At 55.6% G+C, this 16,921-nt stretch carries 15 protein-coding genes; 13 read left to right on the forward strand and 2 right to left on the reverse strand.

What is annotated here, in order from left to right:
- Positions 1-2: 2 nt before the first annotated feature.
- Positions 3-1,862 (reverse strand): FAD-dependent oxidoreductase, encoded by a 1,860-nt coding sequence (locus tag FFI95_RS14135; protein WP_144823581.1) that lies wholly within the window; start codon positions 1,860-1,862, stop codon positions 3-5.
- Between the two features lie 27 nt (positions 1,863-1,889).
- Positions 1,890-2,804 (reverse strand): transcriptional regulator FeaR, encoded by a 915-nt coding sequence (gene feaR, locus FFI95_RS14140; RefSeq protein ID WP_186312026.1) that lies wholly within the window; start codon positions 2,802-2,804, stop codon positions 1,890-1,892.
- A gap of 257 nt (positions 2,805-3,061) precedes the next feature.
- On the opposite strand from feaR, the gene FFI95_RS14145 reads away from it, so the two are divergent.
- From FFI95_RS14145 to FFI95_RS14205, 13 genes are all read left to right on the forward strand, one after another.
- Positions 3,062-4,402: an alginate export family protein gene (locus tag FFI95_RS14145; RefSeq protein WP_144823584.1), complete on the forward strand. Its 1,341-nt coding sequence runs from the start codon at positions 3,062-3,064 to the stop codon at positions 4,400-4,402.
- A 56-nt stretch (positions 4,403-4,458) separates the two neighbouring features.
- On the forward strand, positions 4,459-5,868 hold the full coding sequence (locus tag FFI95_RS14150) for an aldehyde dehydrogenase family protein (protein ID WP_144823585.1): 1,410 nt from the start codon (positions 4,459-4,461) through the stop codon (positions 5,866-5,868).
- A 49-nt stretch (positions 5,869-5,917) separates the two neighbouring features.
- Complete coding sequence (locus FFI95_RS14155; RefSeq protein WP_144823723.1) at positions 5,918-7,057, forward strand: amine dehydrogenase large subunit; 1,140 nt, start codon at positions 5,918-5,920, stop codon at positions 7,055-7,057.
- A gap of 8 nt (positions 7,058-7,065) precedes the next feature.
- The gene (locus tag FFI95_RS14160) at positions 7,066-7,608 is read left to right on the forward strand and encodes a MauE/DoxX family redox-associated membrane protein (RefSeq protein ID WP_144823587.1); all 543 of its coding nucleotides are present in this window, start codon (positions 7,066-7,068) and stop codon (positions 7,606-7,608) included.
- A gap of 1 nt (position 7,609) precedes the next feature.
- A complete protein-coding gene (gene mauD, locus FFI95_RS14165; RefSeq protein ID WP_144823589.1) occupies positions 7,610-8,221 on the forward strand; it encodes a methylamine dehydrogenase accessory protein MauD in 612 nt (203 codons plus the stop codon).
- 16 nt (positions 8,222-8,237) lie between these two features.
- Positions 8,238-8,768 (forward strand): methylamine dehydrogenase light chain, encoded by a 531-nt coding sequence (locus FFI95_RS14170; RefSeq protein WP_144823591.1) that lies wholly within the window; start codon positions 8,238-8,240, stop codon positions 8,766-8,768.
- Positions 8,769-8,770: 2 nt separating this feature from the next.
- Complete coding sequence (locus FFI95_RS14175) at positions 8,771-9,295, forward strand: cytochrome C (protein WP_144823592.1); 525 nt, start codon at positions 8,771-8,773, stop codon at positions 9,293-9,295.
- Between the two features lie 216 nt (positions 9,296-9,511).
- Positions 9,512-10,696, forward strand: coding sequence for a thiamine pyrophosphate-dependent dehydrogenase E1 component subunit alpha (locus FFI95_RS14180; protein WP_144823594.1), 1,185 nt, complete (start codon positions 9,512-9,514; stop codon positions 10,694-10,696).
- 1 nt (position 10,697) lies between these two features.
- Positions 10,698-11,675, forward strand: a complete 978-nt coding sequence (locus FFI95_RS14185) for an alpha-ketoacid dehydrogenase subunit beta (protein ID WP_144823595.1) — start codon at positions 10,698-10,700, stop codon at positions 11,673-11,675.
- Between the two features lie 26 nt (positions 11,676-11,701).
- On the forward strand, positions 11,702-12,982 hold the full coding sequence (locus FFI95_RS14190; protein ID WP_144823597.1) for a 2-oxo acid dehydrogenase subunit E2: 1,281 nt from the start codon (positions 11,702-11,704) through the stop codon (positions 12,980-12,982).
- A 5-nt stretch (positions 12,983-12,987) separates the two neighbouring features.
- Positions 12,988-14,850, forward strand: coding sequence for a protein kinase domain-containing protein (locus FFI95_RS14195; RefSeq protein ID WP_144823599.1), 1,863 nt, complete (start codon positions 12,988-12,990; stop codon positions 14,848-14,850).
- A gap of 62 nt (positions 14,851-14,912) precedes the next feature.
- Positions 14,913-15,656 (forward strand): class I SAM-dependent DNA methyltransferase, encoded by a 744-nt coding sequence (locus FFI95_RS14200; RefSeq protein ID WP_144823601.1) that lies wholly within the window; start codon positions 14,913-14,915, stop codon positions 15,654-15,656.
- Positions 15,657-15,708: 52 nt separating this feature from the next.
- Positions 15,709-16,917, forward strand: a complete 1,209-nt coding sequence (locus tag FFI95_RS14205) for an MFS transporter (protein ID WP_144823602.1) — start codon at positions 15,709-15,711, stop codon at positions 16,915-16,917.
- The last annotated feature ends 4 nt before the right edge of the window (positions 16,918-16,921 follow it).

Genomic DNA, 16,921 nt, shown 5'->3' on the forward strand with positions numbered 1-16,921 from the left:
AGTCAGTATTGATAAATAAACACTACATGCATCAATGTTGCAGTAAGTAATACGAGTGTGACAGCAAGGTGCCCAGAGCGCAGCCACATTAGCCGTCGACGCACAATTAACAGGGCCCCGCTCAAAGCAGCCAGCAGCATCAACCCGATCAGACCAGCGCTAAAACCCGAACCGCTTGCCAGGCCGCCCAAAGAGTGCAATGGCAATAACAACAGTGCCGTGCTCCCCAGGCAAACGTGCCACCAGTAACGTCGACGATCGCCGCGGATTGCCAGAGTCATCAGAACAACGACGGTCAGCAGATAGCCACTGATTTCCCGGGTACTGCTATCAGTCATCAGGCGATAGGCCGTGAAATCTGTGGCCAGCACGCTGTCAGGGACCGACCAGGCCGGCAGTAATCCGAGTAATGCAACAACCAGCAGAATTACCGCCACCGTTGACCAACGCGCCGCGCGATTCCACCAGGAACTGTTGCCACAAAGAGTGGTGATGTCATCAAGGCAGCTGCCGCAATAGTATCCCGCCCGGGTTGCCTGACAGACCATTGCCGGGTTGCTACCGTACTCGGCAATGGCGGCATGGATGGCTGAAAGGCGCACACTGGCGCAATGACAGACCAACGGATCAGGTTGACGACGCGGCGGCAGCCACACGAAGCGCTGCAGGCTACCCCATTCCCACCGGGATAGTTCAATACGACCTTGCCAGAGCTCCGTGAGTCGCCTCGCCTGGACATAAGGTAGCAATGCCTGAAAGGCCACAATAGACCGGTGTTGCCGGGTCACCGACACAACGCGACCCGCGTAGCGATAATGATGGCTGTGCAAGGCACCGGACTCGATCGATTGATGCGATGCTGCTACCACCAGCCGGAAACCATCATCCAGTCGACATTCCCGGTACTGCCCCTCAGGAGGCGAAGGAAGCGGCTCATTACGGATCGCGGCCACCGCCAGATCGGCCATATGCAGCACTTGAGCTATATTGCCCCGCATAACTGGCCAGGGTGGTTGCGCACAGTCGCCCACAGCGAAAACGCGCGCGTCGCTCAAACTGCGCATGCTTGAGTCCACCAGGACTCCCTGATCAACCCTCAGTCCCGCATCGCGCGCCAGAGTCGTATCAGGCAGGCTGCCACAGGCCAGCACCACTCGCCCCGCCGCCAGTTGCCGCCCATCCGCCAGCTCCGCACCAGTAACATCATGGCGGCCAAGCAGGCGTTTCGGGATGGCCTCCTCCAGTATCCGGATACCCAGTTTTTCGAGGCGCCCGGCAACCCTTTTGCCCAACTTCGGGTCCACATAACGCCGCAACAAACGGCTACGCACGATCAGAGTAACGACAGCGCGCTTTGCCATCAGAGTGGCAAGCTCAACAGCGATCAGCCCGCCGCCTACGATCAACAATTCGGTGTTGGGCACCAGGCTATTGAGCAGGTTATCAAGCTGGCGGCGAGTGTAGAGAGTCTGCACGCCGCCAAGCCAACTGCCGGGCAGTTCGGGGCGTATGGGCAAGGCACCCGGTGCCATAAACAGCTGAGAGTATTTGTGGACCTGGCCGCTGTCGTCTAAGACTCGACACCGTCTGCGATCAACATGAACCACTTTGCGTCCGGACAACAGACGAATACGGGGAGCCAGAGGTACGGCGAGCGAGGCATGAACGCCCGCCTGGGCGCGAGCATTCTGGAACTGAGTGAGTAACTGTGGGCGGGCTTCGGTTGCCCAGGGGCTTTCAGTGTCACCGTCAAGCACCAGCACGTTGCCGTAACGTGCAAGCTGGCGCGCAATACGCATGCCCGCAGGCCCGGCTCCGATTATGATTGGCATTGCCACAAGGGAGCTATCTGATAGTGGCATAGGCAAGGCCGGTCGTTTTCCAGCGCGTTAATTTCCCGCGCAGCGTTTTTTATAATCAGACGGCGTCATCCCGAAACGACCTTTAAACGCAGTCGAAAAATAGCTGGGACTACCAAAACCGTATCTGTAAACCACTTCGGTGAGATTTAAACGCCCTTTATTGGCTTTAATATAGTTGGCACACATTTCAAGGCGCTGAGTTTTCACATACTCGGACAGTGTGATCGTTTTACAGGCAAAGGCGCGGTGAAGACTTCGCACGGAGGTGCCAATAGCACTGGCAACCATCGTTGCATTCAGACCGGGCTCCCCGATGTTATTTTTCACAAACTCACTTGCTGACCTGAACACTTTATCGTAAGGATCACCATTGCGAATCCCTCTCAAAATGGACGGCTTGATGAGTGTTGCCAGCGAATCCAGAATTGCAGCGCCCTCTTCTGGCCCGAGGTTTTCATGCAGCGACGCTTCCAGAATCAGGTTAGTGGCGAAGCGTGCAATGTGCGACTCTGCAGGAATCTTGACACCCAGCTCAACCTTGCTGAGGTTCAGTATCCGCTCAATGATATGTCGCGGCAAAATAAGTGAAATCTGCTGCGAAAGATCCTGGTAGGAAAACCTGAAAGGCAGAGTGGAGTCCACAAGGACAATATCTCCCGGAGTCAGAGACGAGCGGTTACCTACCTGCTCTACCAACGAGCACCCCACGATCTGAAACACACAGAAAAAATCCGGCACACCGCTTTTCTGTATCTCTTTAGGGGTTCGATAAAGGTCGGCGCCCTGGATATTAACCCGGGACATATCAAGGGCCCCACCCACTTTCTCGACGGAACCGGAAAACCTGCCTGCCTTTGGGCTCGCCAGAAAGGGACCGCATATATCGTTGATATTGTGGATCCATTTATCGAAATCGTCTGTTCTGTCGGTGCATGACGACACGCCCATAACCTCTTACTTTTTTGTGGTTATCCATTTTAAATCTGGCTACAAAGCAATCAAAAGTCAAGAATCCTTTCAAGTGTAACCCCGGTACTGGCGCAGGAACGAAACCTTCTGGCACCAGCGAGAAAGCATGGCGCAGGAGGAGTTGATTAATATAGAAGTGATAGCGAGTGGCCCTCGATTCCCTGGCGGCAAGCAATATCCCGTAGTCAGCGTGGCAGCTACTCCAAACAAACAACAATAAAGGCCAAACAATGCATCAGAGCAAGCATGTACGACACGCCCTTTTATGCGCTTTTACAACCGCGATCGCGATACCTTCAGCTTCAGCAGTAGAACTGTCGAGCGGTACGGATTACCAGCTGAATGCAGACCTGGAGTTAGCGGCCGGCCTTTTCACCAGCGACAAAAGTTACCTCTACGACACGGATCAGGACGGCGCTCAATGGCAGGAAGGGTATATCAAGTATGGCCTGTCAGGACATTACTCCATGGCTAACGACACCTCCGTGTATGGGGGTGTAAATGCTATTTCCTCAGGTACATGGGGTGATGGTGACGCGGGTGGCTTCAGTACTGGAGATGAAAGCAACACAGATCTGGAAGATGCCTGGATTGGATTTAAGTCGGGCAGCTTGTTGCCATTTCTGGGGCAGGATGGTCTGGATATTTCCGTTGGCAGCCAGAACTTCGCCATTGGCGATGGGTTTCTGATCAACGGAGATGCTCTGAACCTGGGAGAAGGGCTGAATGGGGGAGGTCTCGATTTTAGTCGCGGCGGAGCATACTGGCTCGCGGCACGCAAAGCCTTTAATAAAACCGCTCTGGTACAGATTGGCGGCGACGAGGGGTTACGCTCAGATCTGTTCTGGATTGAGTCAGACAATAATGCTCAGGCAGACACAGAGCTAACGGGCATTAACCTGGAGTATGCAGCGCCTGGCGGAACCTTCGGACTGATGCACCTGAAAGGGCTGGACGTGAATGACCGTTATGCGCAGGCGCTTGGTCTGACAGCAAGAGACGGCCAGGACACCACCAGCCTCCGGTATCAGGGTAATGCCGGCGTAGAGCCTCTTTTTCTTTCTGCAGAGTTTGTAACCCAGGATCAGGGAGACGCCAGTCGTGAGGACGCTGACGCCTGGTACGCCGAAGCCGGATGGAGCTTTGATCAGCAGCTGTGGTCCCCCAGTGTCAATATTCGCTATTCCACGTTCGATAAAGATTTTGACCCCCTGTTTTTTGGCTTTAACCGCGGTTACGGCACCTGGTTTCAGGGTGAAGTTGCCGCCAACTATGCTGGCCCATTCAATAGCGACACAGATGTTCTTCACGTTGGCGTAAAGGCCTATCCGGCCCCTGCTGTCGCGGTTGGCGCCCTGTTTTTCGATTTCAGTGATACCGCCCGGGGAAGCGGCTCCCTGGACAGCCAGGAACTCGATCTCTACGCCGAATGGGGTGTTAATGACCACCTCTTCCTTAGTCCCCTGGTTGGCTTCTTCAAACCAGAAAAACGAGCAGCCGATGGCGGCAGCCAGTTCCGGGACAACGACCTGAACATCTACGCGCAGATCATAGCCGTTATTTCCTTTTAATAATCGCGACTGACCAGGCCGTGTACCTGGTGCTACCTATAACCGGAGACCAGAAAATGCAGATTTACCGGAATACCGTAAACGGATCACTTGCAGAGCCCGTCAGCAGTCACGAAGCTTACAATCCTGCCACCGAGCAACTCCTGGGAATGGCGCCGGAGAGTGACGAACAGGAGGTAGACCGTGCCGTGGAAGCAGCAGCTATTGCGCAAAAATCCTGGGCAGAACGCAGTGATCAGCAGCGGCGCGATAGCATTCATGAGGTTGCCCGGATTCTGGAAGAAAATGCCGGATATCTGTCGGAACTTATTACCCGGGAACAGGGCAAGCCCCTGTCCGGCCCCGGCTCGATATTTGAGATGCAGGCCTGTGTCGGGTGGACGCAGGTTCCGGCCAGCCTGGAGCTAGAGCCAGAGGTAGTGTACGAGGACGATGAGCGCAAAGACACGCTGCATCGCGTTCCACTGGGGGTTGTCGCAGCAATTGCACCGTGGAACTGGCCTCTGATGATTGCCATATGGCAGATCATACCGGCCATAAGAATGGGGAACACCGTTGTCCTGAAGCCTTCCGAATACACTCCCATTGCCACTCTGGAGATGGTGAGACTGATTAACCAGGCTCTTCCGGCCGGCGTTCTCAACACCGTCACCGGGGATGGTCGCATCGGCAGCAAGCTGACCCATCACCCGGACATCAGCAAAATCATGTTCACCGGTAGCGAAACCACGGGGCGCCGTATTATTGAGGCGTCTGCCAGCAGTCTGTCACCCATCACTCTGGAGCTTGGCGGTAACGATGCCGCCATCGTTATGCCCGGCACCAATATCAAAAACATTGCCACCGACTTGTTCTGGGGGGCATTCCTGAACATGGGGCAGACCTGTGCCTGCATCAAGCGTCTCTATGTGCACGAAGATGACTACGAAACCGTTATGACCGAGCTCAGCGCAATCGCCAGCGAGATGAAAGTGGGCGATGGCATGGACAAGTCTGTAACGATCGGCCCCCTCCAGAACAAAATGCAGTTTGAAAAAGTCCGGGAGCTCGTCTCTGACGCAAAAACCAGTGGTTGCGACATTCGTGAGTTTGGTGAACCGCCTGAGAAAGGCTACTTCATGCCCGTTACCTTGGTTGGTGACATCAGGGATGGCCAGAGACTGGTTGACGAGGAGCAGTTTGGCCCCGCTCTGCCGATCATCCGTTATCGCGATCCGGAGGATGCCATCGAGTCTGCAAACAGACTTGAAGCAGGCCTTGGCGCATCCCTTTGGGCAGATAATCCTGCCGAAGTGGCTGAGCTGGCCATGCAACTCGAGGCTGGAACTGTCTGGATCAACCAGCATGGCGCAATTCACCCGATGGTGCCCTTCGGTGGCAACAAAGCATCCGGCTACGGCGTGGAGTTTGGCCTTGAGGGGCTCAAGGCTGTCACTCAGAGCCGGGTGATCAGCATAAAGAAATAATAATGACGCACCCCCAATACCAGAAAAACAAACATTGAGGATTGTAATGATGCATTTACCCAAAAAACTGGCTTGCTGCCTTGTGGTAGCGTCCAGCCTTATTGCTGCAAGTGCAAACGCGCGCCTGCCGGATGAGTCCGTGGGCCACACTCAGTTGCCAATGCCCGATGACCACAGAAGCTACATAGTGGACTTTGAATTTAATAACATGGTGGCCACCCGGATTGTTGTAGTCGATCCTGACAAACAAGAGTACCTCGGAATGCTGCCTACGGGCCACGCAGCTCCCGCCGCACTCTCCCGGGACCGGGAAACAATCTACACCGCAGATTTCTTCTACACGCGCTATGTTCGTGGCGAGCGCACCGACGTCCTCACCGCGTGGGACAGCCAGACACTCGCCCCGAAATGGGAACTCGAGCTTTCAAGCCGGCGAGCATTCACACTTACAGAGCGTTTCTCTATTGCGACCAGTACCGATGACAAGTTTGTTTACATATACAACTTCACTCCATCTACCACTGTAACCGTTGTTGATACCACTACTCAGGAAATGGTTAACGAAATATCCATCAATGGGTGTGTCCTTAACTACCCCGTAGGTGAACGGCGATTTGCGTCTCTCTGCGGCGATGGCGCCCTTCAGATGATCACGCTGAACGATGACGGCGAGGAAGTAGAGCGCACCAAAACCAAGTTCTTTGATCCGGATGTGGTCAAGCTGGTCGAGAGGGCTACCGTTGTCGGGGAAACCTATTATTTTGTAACAACCCTGGGCGAAGTTGTGCCTCTGGACCTTTCCGGAGACAAGCCGGAGCTGCTGCCTCGCTGGTCGCTGGTTACGCGGGAAGAGATGGCCGATGGCTGGGCTCCGGGTGGCTGGCAGCTCATTGCAGCAGCGCCTGGCCTGAATCGCCTGTACGTTCTGATGCATCCGGACCACAAGGCCTATAACTGGGAAGACCCAAGCCAGATTATCTGGGAATTTGATCTGGAAACCGGCGAAAAGCTGGGCATGCTGGAATCCCCCAACCTTGTCTGGAGCCTGAGCGCAACTTCCGACGACAAGCCCCTTCTGCTTGGCGCTAACATTGAGGGTGGCCTGGAGATATTCGATCTCTCGACCGGTGAGCACAAAGGCACCATGGACAGTGTAACCAAAACACCAACACTCATTCTGAACCACTAAGGGGCAGCATGATGATAGACCCTATTATCAGTACATCGGCGGCGCTGGCACTGAGTGTTATTTTCGCCAGTGCTGCCAGCCACAAACTCAGGCACCCACACTGGTTCCGACGCCAGGTTCATGAGTATGAATTAATTCCGGGGCGGCTGGTGCCCGCCGCCGCTCGTGCCCTTCCGGCCACAGAGCTGCTGATTGCCGCCGGCCTGCTCTGGAGTACCAGCAGACCATACGCCGGCGTTATGGCCCTGCTACTCGTCAGTCTCTACGGTGTGGCCATTGCCATTAACCTTGCCCGGGGCCGGAAAGACATTGATTGTGGCTGTTCCGGACCCGCAATGCGCCAGCCGTTACAACCCGCACTGCTTGCGCGCAACCTGGCGCTGGCCATCGTTGCACTGGGCGCGCTCTTACCCCTGGTTGACCGACCTCTGGGCCTGCATGACAGCTTTATCATGATTGCTGCGGGAACCGTTCTGGTTCTGCTTTACACAGCCACAGACCTTTGGATCTCTAACAGACCGTTACTGCTTAAACTCTCGGGAGAACAATAAAATGCAAGCACTCATTGTCTCAAACATTTTGCTTTGGCTACTCTTAATCGCCACCTCTCTGGTACTTCTGGGCCTCATCCGGCAAATCGGCGTTTTGCATTCACGGATTGCCCCTGCCGGAGCATTGATGCTCGACAAGGGTGTTGAGGTTGGCAAGCCTGCCCCACAGGTGACAGCCGCAGACCGGTTCGGGCGTCCGGTGAATATCGGCTATGCCGGTGAACGTTCAACCTTGCTGTTTTTTCTTTCGCCGACCTGTCCGATCTGCAAATCACTGCTGCCGGCCATCAAATCCATGAATCGCTCCGCAAACAATCTCGATGTTATTTATGTGAGCGATGGCGAGGCGCTTGAGCATGACAAACTCATTTCTGAGGCTGGACTGGAAAAGTCCACTTATGTCGTCAGTCCTGATGTTGGCATGACCTACCAGATTGGCAAGCTGCCTTACGCGGTTCTGATTGGTCAGGATGGCACCCTAAAAGCCAAGGGCCTTGTCAACTCCAGGGAGCACCTGGACAGCCTGTTTGAAACCGAGCTGCTCGGATCATCAACCCTTCAGGATTACATCAAGGTTCAGACTGAATCCCCCGGTGTTCATACGCCATCCTGATTAAGGAGAATAAAAAATGAAGTTTCTTGATCGCTTTTTTGAACGCTCATCGCGCCATGTTGCCAATACAACGGGGCGACGCCAGTTCATTGCAAAGTTCGGCTCCTTTTTAGCAGTCGGAGTTGCGGCACCGGCTCTTCTTCCCATAGACAGAACCGGGAAGGCCCTGGCTGCGGATGCGCCATCAGCTGGCGACCCGGGGGATCCCACCAGTTGTGATTACTGGCGCTACTGTTCTGTCGACGGCTTTTTGTGCAGCTGTTGTGGCGGCTCGGCGACCACCTGCCCACCGGGAACTGAAGTGTCAACGGTCACCTGGGTCGGCACCTGCCGCAACCCGGCAGACGGCATTGATTACATCATTTCCTACAACGACTGTTGCGGCAAGCACAGCTGTTCACAGTGTGCCTGTACGCGCAATGACAGTGAAGAACCCATGTACCGGCCTTTCAACAACAATGATATTAACTGGTGCCTTGGTACCAGCAGCAGCGTTTACAACTGCACAGTCTCTGTTATCCGAGGTGTGGCGTCTTCAGGAGCTTGATAATGCGCTCGATGTTCTGTGCTATGGCTATAACGTTAATTGTTGCCTCCCCTTTGGGGGAGGCTCGGGTTATTCCAGACCCTAACCAAAAACCGGCTCCCGGCAATGAAACGCCGCAAACCCCTTTGTATCAGGCCAATTATTCACCTGCGGTGAATTACCAGCTGCAATGTCTCGGTTGTCACCTGACAAATGGCGAAGGCGCGCCTCGTAGCGATGTGCCGATGATGAAGGGTTTCGTAGGCCACTTCCTGAAGGTAGAAGGCGGCCGGGAGTTTCTCATCAGAGTTCCGGGCGCTTCCCAGTCTGCGCTCAGTGACGCCCAGCTGGCTGAGCTGCTTAACTGGATGCTGAAGGACGACGGAATTGCGGGTGGTAGCGCTCCCGCGAACTTCAAGCCTTATACGGGCAAGGAGGTCGAAACCTATCGGGGCAGGATGATAAAAGACCTGACCGGATTCAGGCTCAACCTCATTGAACAGATAAAAGAACTTAACATAGACATACCTGCGGATGTGATTCCCTAACCGGGATCACGCCCGCTATTCTGACCCTACCCAAACCCCGCACTTTACGTTAAGGTCAACGTATTCTGATATTGGAGCCATGATGCCGCCCGGGCAGGGTTGCACGAAGCGTTCTATACTCAGGCAAAAAGCCAACAAAAAGAACACGGCTCTATCAATAAAGAAGCCCTCACAAGGGGCATTCTGTTCCTCAAGCCACCACCCAGGACGAGGATTATGACAACAACAAAATCCAAAACGGTTTATACCCCGGGTTTTACCGATGGTACCGAATTCCGCATTCCCACCTTCAAACTCCTGAAGCAGGACGGCTCCCTCTACAAAGGCGGGAAAGCCCCGGATATCGATAAAGAAAAAGCCTTACGCATCTACCACGCCATGGTCACCACCCGCGTACTGGACGAGCGTATGCTCGCCGCGCAGCGCCAGGGCCGTCTCAGCTTCTACATGCAATGCACCGGAGAAGAAGCCGCCATTATTGGCAGCACTGCCGCCCTGGACGATGCCGACATGATCATGGCCCAGTACCGGGAACAGGGATCTCTGGCGTATCGCGGCTTCACCATTGATGAATTTATGAACCAGCTGTTCGGCAACGAAAAAGACTATGGCAAAGGCCGCCAGATGCCGGTTCACTATGGCTCAAGTAAGCTTAACTACATGACCATATCGTCGCCCCTGGCCACCCAGATTCCCCAGGCGACCGGCTATGCCTACGGCCAGAAAATGGCGGGGGATGGCCACTGTACCACCGTCTATTTTGGCGAAGGCGCTGCGTCAGAGGGTGATTTTCACGCCGGGCTGAATATGGCCGCGGTGCACCGCGTGCCCGCCATTTTCTTTTGCCGAAACAATGGCTATGCCATCTCCACCCCTGCAGTTGAGCAGTATGCGGCGGATGGCATTGCGCCCCGCGGGGTCGGCTACAAAATGGACACCATTCGCGTAGACGGCAACGATATTCTGGCGGTTTACCAGGCCACCGAAGCTGCCCGTAAACTGGCGGTGGAAGAAAACCGCCCGGTTCTGATCGAAGCCATGACTTATCGCCTGGCAGCACATTCTTCATCCGATGACCCGTCTGGATACCGCAGCAAAGATGAAGAGGCGGTGTGGCGCGAGAAGGACCCGATCCTGCGCATGTATAACTGGCTCGCTGCCAAAAAATGGTGGAGCGCGAGCGAGGAGAAAAAATTACAGGAGCGTCTGCGCCGCGAAGTTCTCGATACCATGAAACGGGCCCAGAAGCTCCCGCCGCCGCCCCTGGAAACTCTGGTAACCGATGTGTACGACGAGGTGCCGCCACTGTTGCAAGCACAGTTTGAAAAACTCAAGGCACACATCCGCAAGTATCCGGATGAGTACCCCAAGTCTGCGGCTCACGTTCAGGGAGGGGCATAACATGGCCAAAATGAATATGTTGCAGGCCATCAACGAAGCCCTTGATATGGCCATGGCAGCCAACGACAAGGTTCTGTGCTTTGGTGAGGATGTGGGTGTTTTTGGTGGCGTTTTCCGGGCCACAAGCAACCTGCAGCATAAGTACGGTGAAGATCGCTGTTTCAACACGCCGCTGGTTGAACAGGGCATCATCGGCTTTGCCAACGGTCTGGCGGCTCAGGGCTCGGTTCCGGTGGCCGAAATCCAGTTCGCGGATTACATATTCCCGGCCTTTGACCAGATTGTGAACGAGGCCGCCAAGTTCCGCTATCGCTCAGGCAATCTGTTCAATGTCGGCAACCTGACCATTCGTGCGCCCTATGGCGGAGGTATCGCCGGCGGCCTGTACCACTCGCAGTCGCCGGAAGCCTATTTTGCCCATACTCCCGGACTAAAAATTGTTGTGCCGCGCAACCCGCACCAGGCAAAAGGCCTGCTGCTGGCCTCAATCAACGACCCCAACCCGACGCTGTTCTTTGAACCCAAGCGTTTGTATCGCGCCTCGACAGGCGAGGTGCCAGAGGGTGAGTACCAGCTGCCCATAGGCGAAGCTGAGGTTCTCAAAGAAGGCACGGATGTAACCGTGCTGGGCTGGGGGGCACAGATGGAAGTGATCGACAAGGCCGTTGAGATGGCGGAAAAGGAAGGTTTCTCCTGCGAAGTTATTGATTTGCGAACCATTCTGCCCTGGGATGTGGAAACCATTGCCGAGTCCGTGCTTAAAACCGGCCGCCTGGTGATTACCCACGAAGCCCCCCTGACCGGCGGCTTTGCCGGGGAGATAGCGGCCACCATTCAGGAACGCTGCTTTCTCTATCTGGAATCACCGATTGCACGGGTAACCGGGATGGATACGCCCTTCCCTCTGGTGCTTGAGAAAGAGCACTTTCCGAATCATCTGAAGGTCTTTGAGGCCATTCGGGAAAGCGTCGAATTCTGAGCGGATATCCGGACAGGAGAACAACAATGAGCGATTTTATACTGCCCGATATCGGCGAAGGTATCGTGGAATGTGAACTGGTCAAATGGCTGGTGAGTGAAGGCGACCTGGTTGAAGAAGATCAGCCAGTGGCCGAAGTGATGACCGACAAGGCTCTGGTGGAAATTCCCGCTCCCTACAAAGGCCGGGTAACCCACCTGTACTGGAAAGAAGGCGATATCGCGAAAGTGCATGCGCCATTGTTTGAACTGGTTGATGAGAGCGGAGAGGCTACCGCCAAAGCTAGCGAAGAAAGCAAAAGCGATGAGCCGGAGGCAGCGCCGGAAAAATCTCAGACCAGCGCCAGCACCGCGCGCCATCCCGAGCCTGCAAAAGCGCCGGACGCCGCACCTGCCGAACGGCAGGACGGACACAGAACGCCTGCAAGCCCGGCCGTGCGCCGGCTGGTTCGGGAGAATAACCTGGCACTGGCGGATATTGAAGGTTCCGGCAAGGATGGCCGCGTGCTTAAAGCCGACGTACTGTCCCACCTTGAACAGGCTGGGTCAGGTAGCCCAGCCAGATCGGAGGGCAGTCCGAAGCGCCCCACAGCCCAAAGCCAGGACGTTCGCGTAGAACCCATTAAAGGCATGCAGGCGGTGATGGCCAAGCGCATGGTGGCATCAGCCTCCACCATTCCCCATTTCAACTTCAGCGAAGACATTGATGTCACCGAACTTCTGAGCCTGCGCCAGCAGCTGAAATCAGAAGCCGAAACCCGCGGGTCCCGCCTCACCCTCATGCCCTTCATTATGAAGGCCGTCGCACTGGCGGTGCGGGAATACCCCATACTCAACAGCCAGGTGAATGAGGACGTGACCGAAATCCACTACCAGCCAGGTTGTAACGTGGGGATGGCAGTGGACAGCAAAATCGGGCTGCTGGTGCCGAACGTGAAAAATGTGGAGCAACTGTCGTTGCTGGAGATTGCAGACGAGGTCACCCGTCTTACGGAGGCCGCCAGAGAAGGCCGGGTAAGCCAGGCTGACCTTCAGGGCGGCACCATCACCATTTCCAACATAGGCGTTCTGGGCGGCACCTATGCCTCGCCCATCATCAACGCCCCGGAAGTCGCCATTGTGGCATTGGGACGCACCCAGAAGCTGCCACGCTTCGATGCTGACGGGCAGGTAGTGGAGCGTTCAATCATGACCATCAGTTGGGCGGGCGATCATCGCATTATTGACGGCGGCACAATCGCCCGCTTCAACCACCTGTGGAAGGGCTATCTGGAGACACCACAATCCATGCTGCTGCACATGAGCTGACCGGTATGGCATCACTGAGCCCATCATTGCAGACACAGCAACAGGCGCAGATTCAGCAGTTCTACATCCCGGAAGAACAGTCGGTGTACCTGCTAAGCCACGACGATGCCGGGAAACTCAAAGACTGGGTGGAGCTGTGCACGACACAGCTCAGGCAGATGGGCTACGCCGACATAGAGATGATTGGTAAGGGTGCCTTCGGATTTGTGTTCTCCGGCCGGCTGCCACTTGAAGGTGCAAGAGACCTTGAGCATGTGTTCAAGTTCACCCGCATCACCCTGGCCCAGCATCTGCACGACCGGCTGGAGGATGAAGCCTACATGCTGGAGCAGGTTAAACACCCCCGGGTGCCCGGTCTGATTGCCTTTCATCGTGCGGGGAGCCAGCCAATTCTGGTCATGGAACGGGCCCCCGGTTTCAATCTGGAAGAGGTCTCATTAAGGGAAGGACGCCTGAGTCCGCGCCTGGTTATTCGCATTGCCGATCAACTGGCCGACATTCTGCGCAACCTGCGCCGTGAATCCGACAGTGAGCAACGCCCCATTGTTCACGGCGACATCAAGCCCTCCAACCTGGTGTTTGATGCCGAAACCGAAAACATCGCGCTGATCGACTGGGGCTCCTCGGTATTTGCGCAACTGGATGCCAACCAGCAGTTTCTCAGCCCCAGCGTCATGGAGCTGATGTCTGACAATCTGCAGCAAACCAATGCCCGCCTTGGCGATGTGTACTTTATTGGTGAAGAGCAACTCCGTGGTGGCCTGTCATCCCCACGGTTTGACGAGCAAGGCGCAGCCGCCACCCTTTATGCGCTTGCCTCCGGACAGTCCTGCCGTTTTGGCCACCTGGCGATACCCGCCACCTCCCTCGGCTTGCCCATGGAGTTTGCCCGTATGCTGGATGGCATGCTGGATCCCGACCCCGCGCTACGCATGCGCGCCGGTGACTACTACCTTAAGGAGATGCCGCGCATGGGGCGCACAGTCATGATCGACTTGCCTGAACCGCCACCCACGCAGCTGGTACCCATCTGGACACGGCTGTCGGACCGGGAGATAGATACGGTTGTATACAGCTCCCGAAAGTCCTTTTTACGTCAGGAAGGTGCCGATGAGTCTCTGAACGACGTCAACGATGTACAGCTGGATCGCTACTACAAGAACTTCATGCAGGGCATGGGCGAAACCGAAAAAGCCTTTCTGGCCGCCGTCAGCCGGCTGGGCCGTTACCCGGTGGAAGGTGGGCTGGCCGTACGCTGGGAACCAGACGGCGTGTATGTAGACACCTCCCTGAACCTGCATGACGCCGATCTGCGCACCGCCTTCGTTACCGCGGTAAACAACATGGTAAACCTGGCCCAGGCCATCTACCGCCAGGGCATTTTCAAAAGCTGCCTGTTCAACGCCCGGGATACACTGCACATTGAGCGGGACAGGCCAGACCAGCCTTTTGTAGCACCGCCCAAGATGCGCCTGCCTTACCAGGTCAGCCAGGCCCCTGAAATAGAGGACCGTTCGCGGGTGCACTCCTATTTTGAAGACGGCCCCGACCCGGAAGAGTTTCTGGTGCTGCCGCAAACCATCATACAATCCCTCGAAGCACTCAACAGCATCCACCATACTGGCATGATCATCTTCGAGGCCCTGCCCCTTCACCTGAAAATCCACAGCCAGTACCGACTGCTGGATCCTGACAAAGAAGACGAATTCCGCCAGCGGCTGGACGAAATTCTGGCCGCCCTCGACCAGATTACCGGCCTGGGGGTATCCGGATTTATGAAAATGCCCTACAAAGACGCTCGTTTTTTCCCCTATATCGAACGGACGCCCGAGCGGTACTATCCCAGGAACCCACGGCTGGAGACCTGAAAATCAGGCGTGCCTGCTTAACCGCTTCGCAAACACAGAGGATTAGTTTAGGATGCGCCGCCATGTCCTCCAATTACCTGTATACAGACTTATCCGCCTATTACGACCTGATGTGCGCAGATATTGATTACCCTGCGCAAAGCTACGGCGCTCTCAGGCTGCACCAGCTTTTTGGTAACGGAGGCAATAACCACCTGGACCTGGCCTGTGGAACCGGGCCCCACATACGCCACCTGATTAATTTCGGTTACCAAAGCCGTGGTCTTGATATAAATCCACCGATGCTGGAACAGGCGAAAACCCGGTGCCCGGAAGCGCATTTCTTCCTGGGGGACATGTGCAATTTCCAGGTGGATGAACCTCTGGATCTGATCACCTGTTTCCTGTACTCGATCCATTACAGCGCGGGTACAGAAAAACTGAAACAGTGCATAGAAAGCGCACACCGCGCCTTGAAGCCAGGCGGTGTGTTCTGCTTCAACTCCGTCGATAAAGACAAAATTGATAACACGCTGTTTGAGCGGCACACAGTGACCCGCGGGGATAGCCTGTTCACCTTCAGCTCTGCCTGGTATTACAGGGGCGAAGGAGAAAAACAGGCCCTCAAACTCAGCATTACAAAAACCACCGACGGCGTTACCCGATCCTGGGACGACGAACACCCTATGGTAGCGATAAATTTTGAAGAGCTGACCGGCCTCCTGCAGCCGTATTTTGACGTGCATATTCTCGAACACGACTACGAGAAGATCGTGCCCTGGGACAGGGCATCGGGGAATGCACTGTTTGTTTGTGTGAAAACATAGCCTGGTTACCGGGTTTTGAAGCCGGCGGCATCACCGAGGTATTCGAAGCGTAATGAATAAACCACCACATCAAACCGGCACACACAACGTATCCGCCTGCCTGGCTTTTCTCGGCGTTGCCTTTTCATTCAGCGTTGTGATGATTGGCACGACCATGCCAACGCCGCTCTACCCGATCTATCAGGAGGCGCTTGGCTTTTCCCAGTTGATGATCACTATCATCTTCGCAGCATACGCTTTCGGGGTCATCGCTGCGCTGGTTGTCACCGGGCGGTGGTCTGATCAGCTAGGTCGCCGGCCGTTACTGCTTGGCGGTTTAGTGTGCGCGATTATCAGTGATCTCATGTTCTGGCAAACCGAGGGGCTGGCCATGATTCTTGCAGGCCGTGTGCTTTCCGGCCTCTCCGCCGGCATTTTCACGGGCACCGCAACCGTGGCTGTGCTGGAACTGGCACCGCCACACTGGCGTGAGCGGGCCACGTTTATTGCCACTGCCGCGAACATGGGTGGGCTAGGCCTTGGGCCTATGCTTGCGGGTGCCCTCTCGCAATATCTGCCCTCGCCACTGGTGCTAACCTATTTGATACACATTGCGCTTGCCACGCTGGCAATCATCTGTGTCTGGTGGGCACCAGAAACCGTAAAAAAGCCAACGCATCCGAAACTGTCATTTCAGCGCCTGAATGTCCCCCCTGGCGTACGTGGTGTGTTTGTACCCGCCGCCATTGCAGGTTTCGCAGGGTTTGCGGTGTGTGGTTTTTTTACCTCGATTGCGCCAGCGATGATGGGCAATGTACTGGGTTATGATAACCGGCTGCTGATCGGCGTCGTCGCAGGCAGTATTTTTATTGCCTCAACGCTTGGCCAGCTTTTGCAGGACAAACTGCCACTGCAGCTGCGCTTACCCATCGGGTGCGCAACGCTTGTTGCAGGTGTTACACCGGTCGCACTCGGTATCCATATGCAGTCGCTCACTCTGTTCATGGCGGGCGCTGTTATCGCAGGCATGGGTCAGGGCATCGCCTTTCGCGCTGGCATGGGCGCTATTGCTGCGGCCAGCCCGCCAGCAGAGCGCGCGGCGGTTACCTCTACGTTTTTTATTGTGGCCTACATCGCCATTTCAGTACCGGTGATAGGCATCGGCCTCATGGCCAGCGTGCTTAGCCTTAAAACGACCGGCGTGATCTTCTCTGTCTTCGTCGGCCTTATGGCCGCACTGGCACTATTGATGCTGCTCAGGCGTGGCCGCCATACAAACTGATAAA

The organism is Marinobacter piscis (genome assembly GCF_007671655.1).
GTDB lineage: Bacteria > Pseudomonadota > Gammaproteobacteria > Pseudomonadales > Oleiphilaceae > Marinobacter > Marinobacter piscensis.

Excerpts from the sequence above, each read along its gene's own strand:
- FFI95_RS14135 (WP_144823581.1), bottom strand. The coding sequence starts at position 1,862 with ATGCCACTATCAGATAGCTCCCTTGTGGCAATGCCAATCATAATCGGA.
- FFI95_RS14145 (WP_144823584.1), top strand. The coding sequence starts at position 3,062 with ATGCATCAGAGCAAGCATGTACGACACGCCCTTTTATGCGCTTTTACA.
- FFI95_RS14150 (WP_144823585.1), top strand. The coding sequence starts at position 4,459 with ATGCAGATTTACCGGAATACCGTAAACGGATCACTTGCAGAGCCCGTC.
- FFI95_RS14155 (WP_144823723.1), top strand. The coding sequence starts at position 5,918 with ATGCATTTACCCAAAAAACTGGCTTGCTGCCTTGTGGTAGCGTCCAGC.
- FFI95_RS14160 (WP_144823587.1), top strand. The coding sequence starts at position 7,066 with ATGATGATAGACCCTATTATCAGTACATCGGCGGCGCTGGCACTGAGT.
- mauD (WP_144823589.1), top strand. The coding sequence starts at position 7,610 with ATGCAAGCACTCATTGTCTCAAACATTTTGCTTTGGCTACTCTTAATC.
- FFI95_RS14170 (WP_144823591.1), top strand. The coding sequence starts at position 8,238 with ATGAAGTTTCTTGATCGCTTTTTTGAACGCTCATCGCGCCATGTTGCC.
- FFI95_RS14175 (WP_144823592.1), top strand. The coding sequence starts at position 8,771 with ATGCGCTCGATGTTCTGTGCTATGGCTATAACGTTAATTGTTGCCTCC.
- FFI95_RS14180 (WP_144823594.1), top strand. The coding sequence starts at position 9,512 with ATGACAACAACAAAATCCAAAACGGTTTATACCCCGGGTTTTACCGAT.
- FFI95_RS14185 (WP_144823595.1), top strand. The coding sequence starts at position 10,698 with ATGGCCAAAATGAATATGTTGCAGGCCATCAACGAAGCCCTTGATATG.
- FFI95_RS14190 (WP_144823597.1), top strand. The coding sequence starts at position 11,702 with ATGAGCGATTTTATACTGCCCGATATCGGCGAAGGTATCGTGGAATGT.
- FFI95_RS14195 (WP_144823599.1), top strand. The coding sequence starts at position 12,988 with ATGGCATCACTGAGCCCATCATTGCAGACACAGCAACAGGCGCAGATT.
- FFI95_RS14200 (WP_144823601.1), top strand. The coding sequence starts at position 14,913 with ATGTCCTCCAATTACCTGTATACAGACTTATCCGCCTATTACGACCTG.
- FFI95_RS14205 (WP_144823602.1), top strand. The coding sequence starts at position 15,709 with ATGAATAAACCACCACATCAAACCGGCACACACAACGTATCCGCCTGC.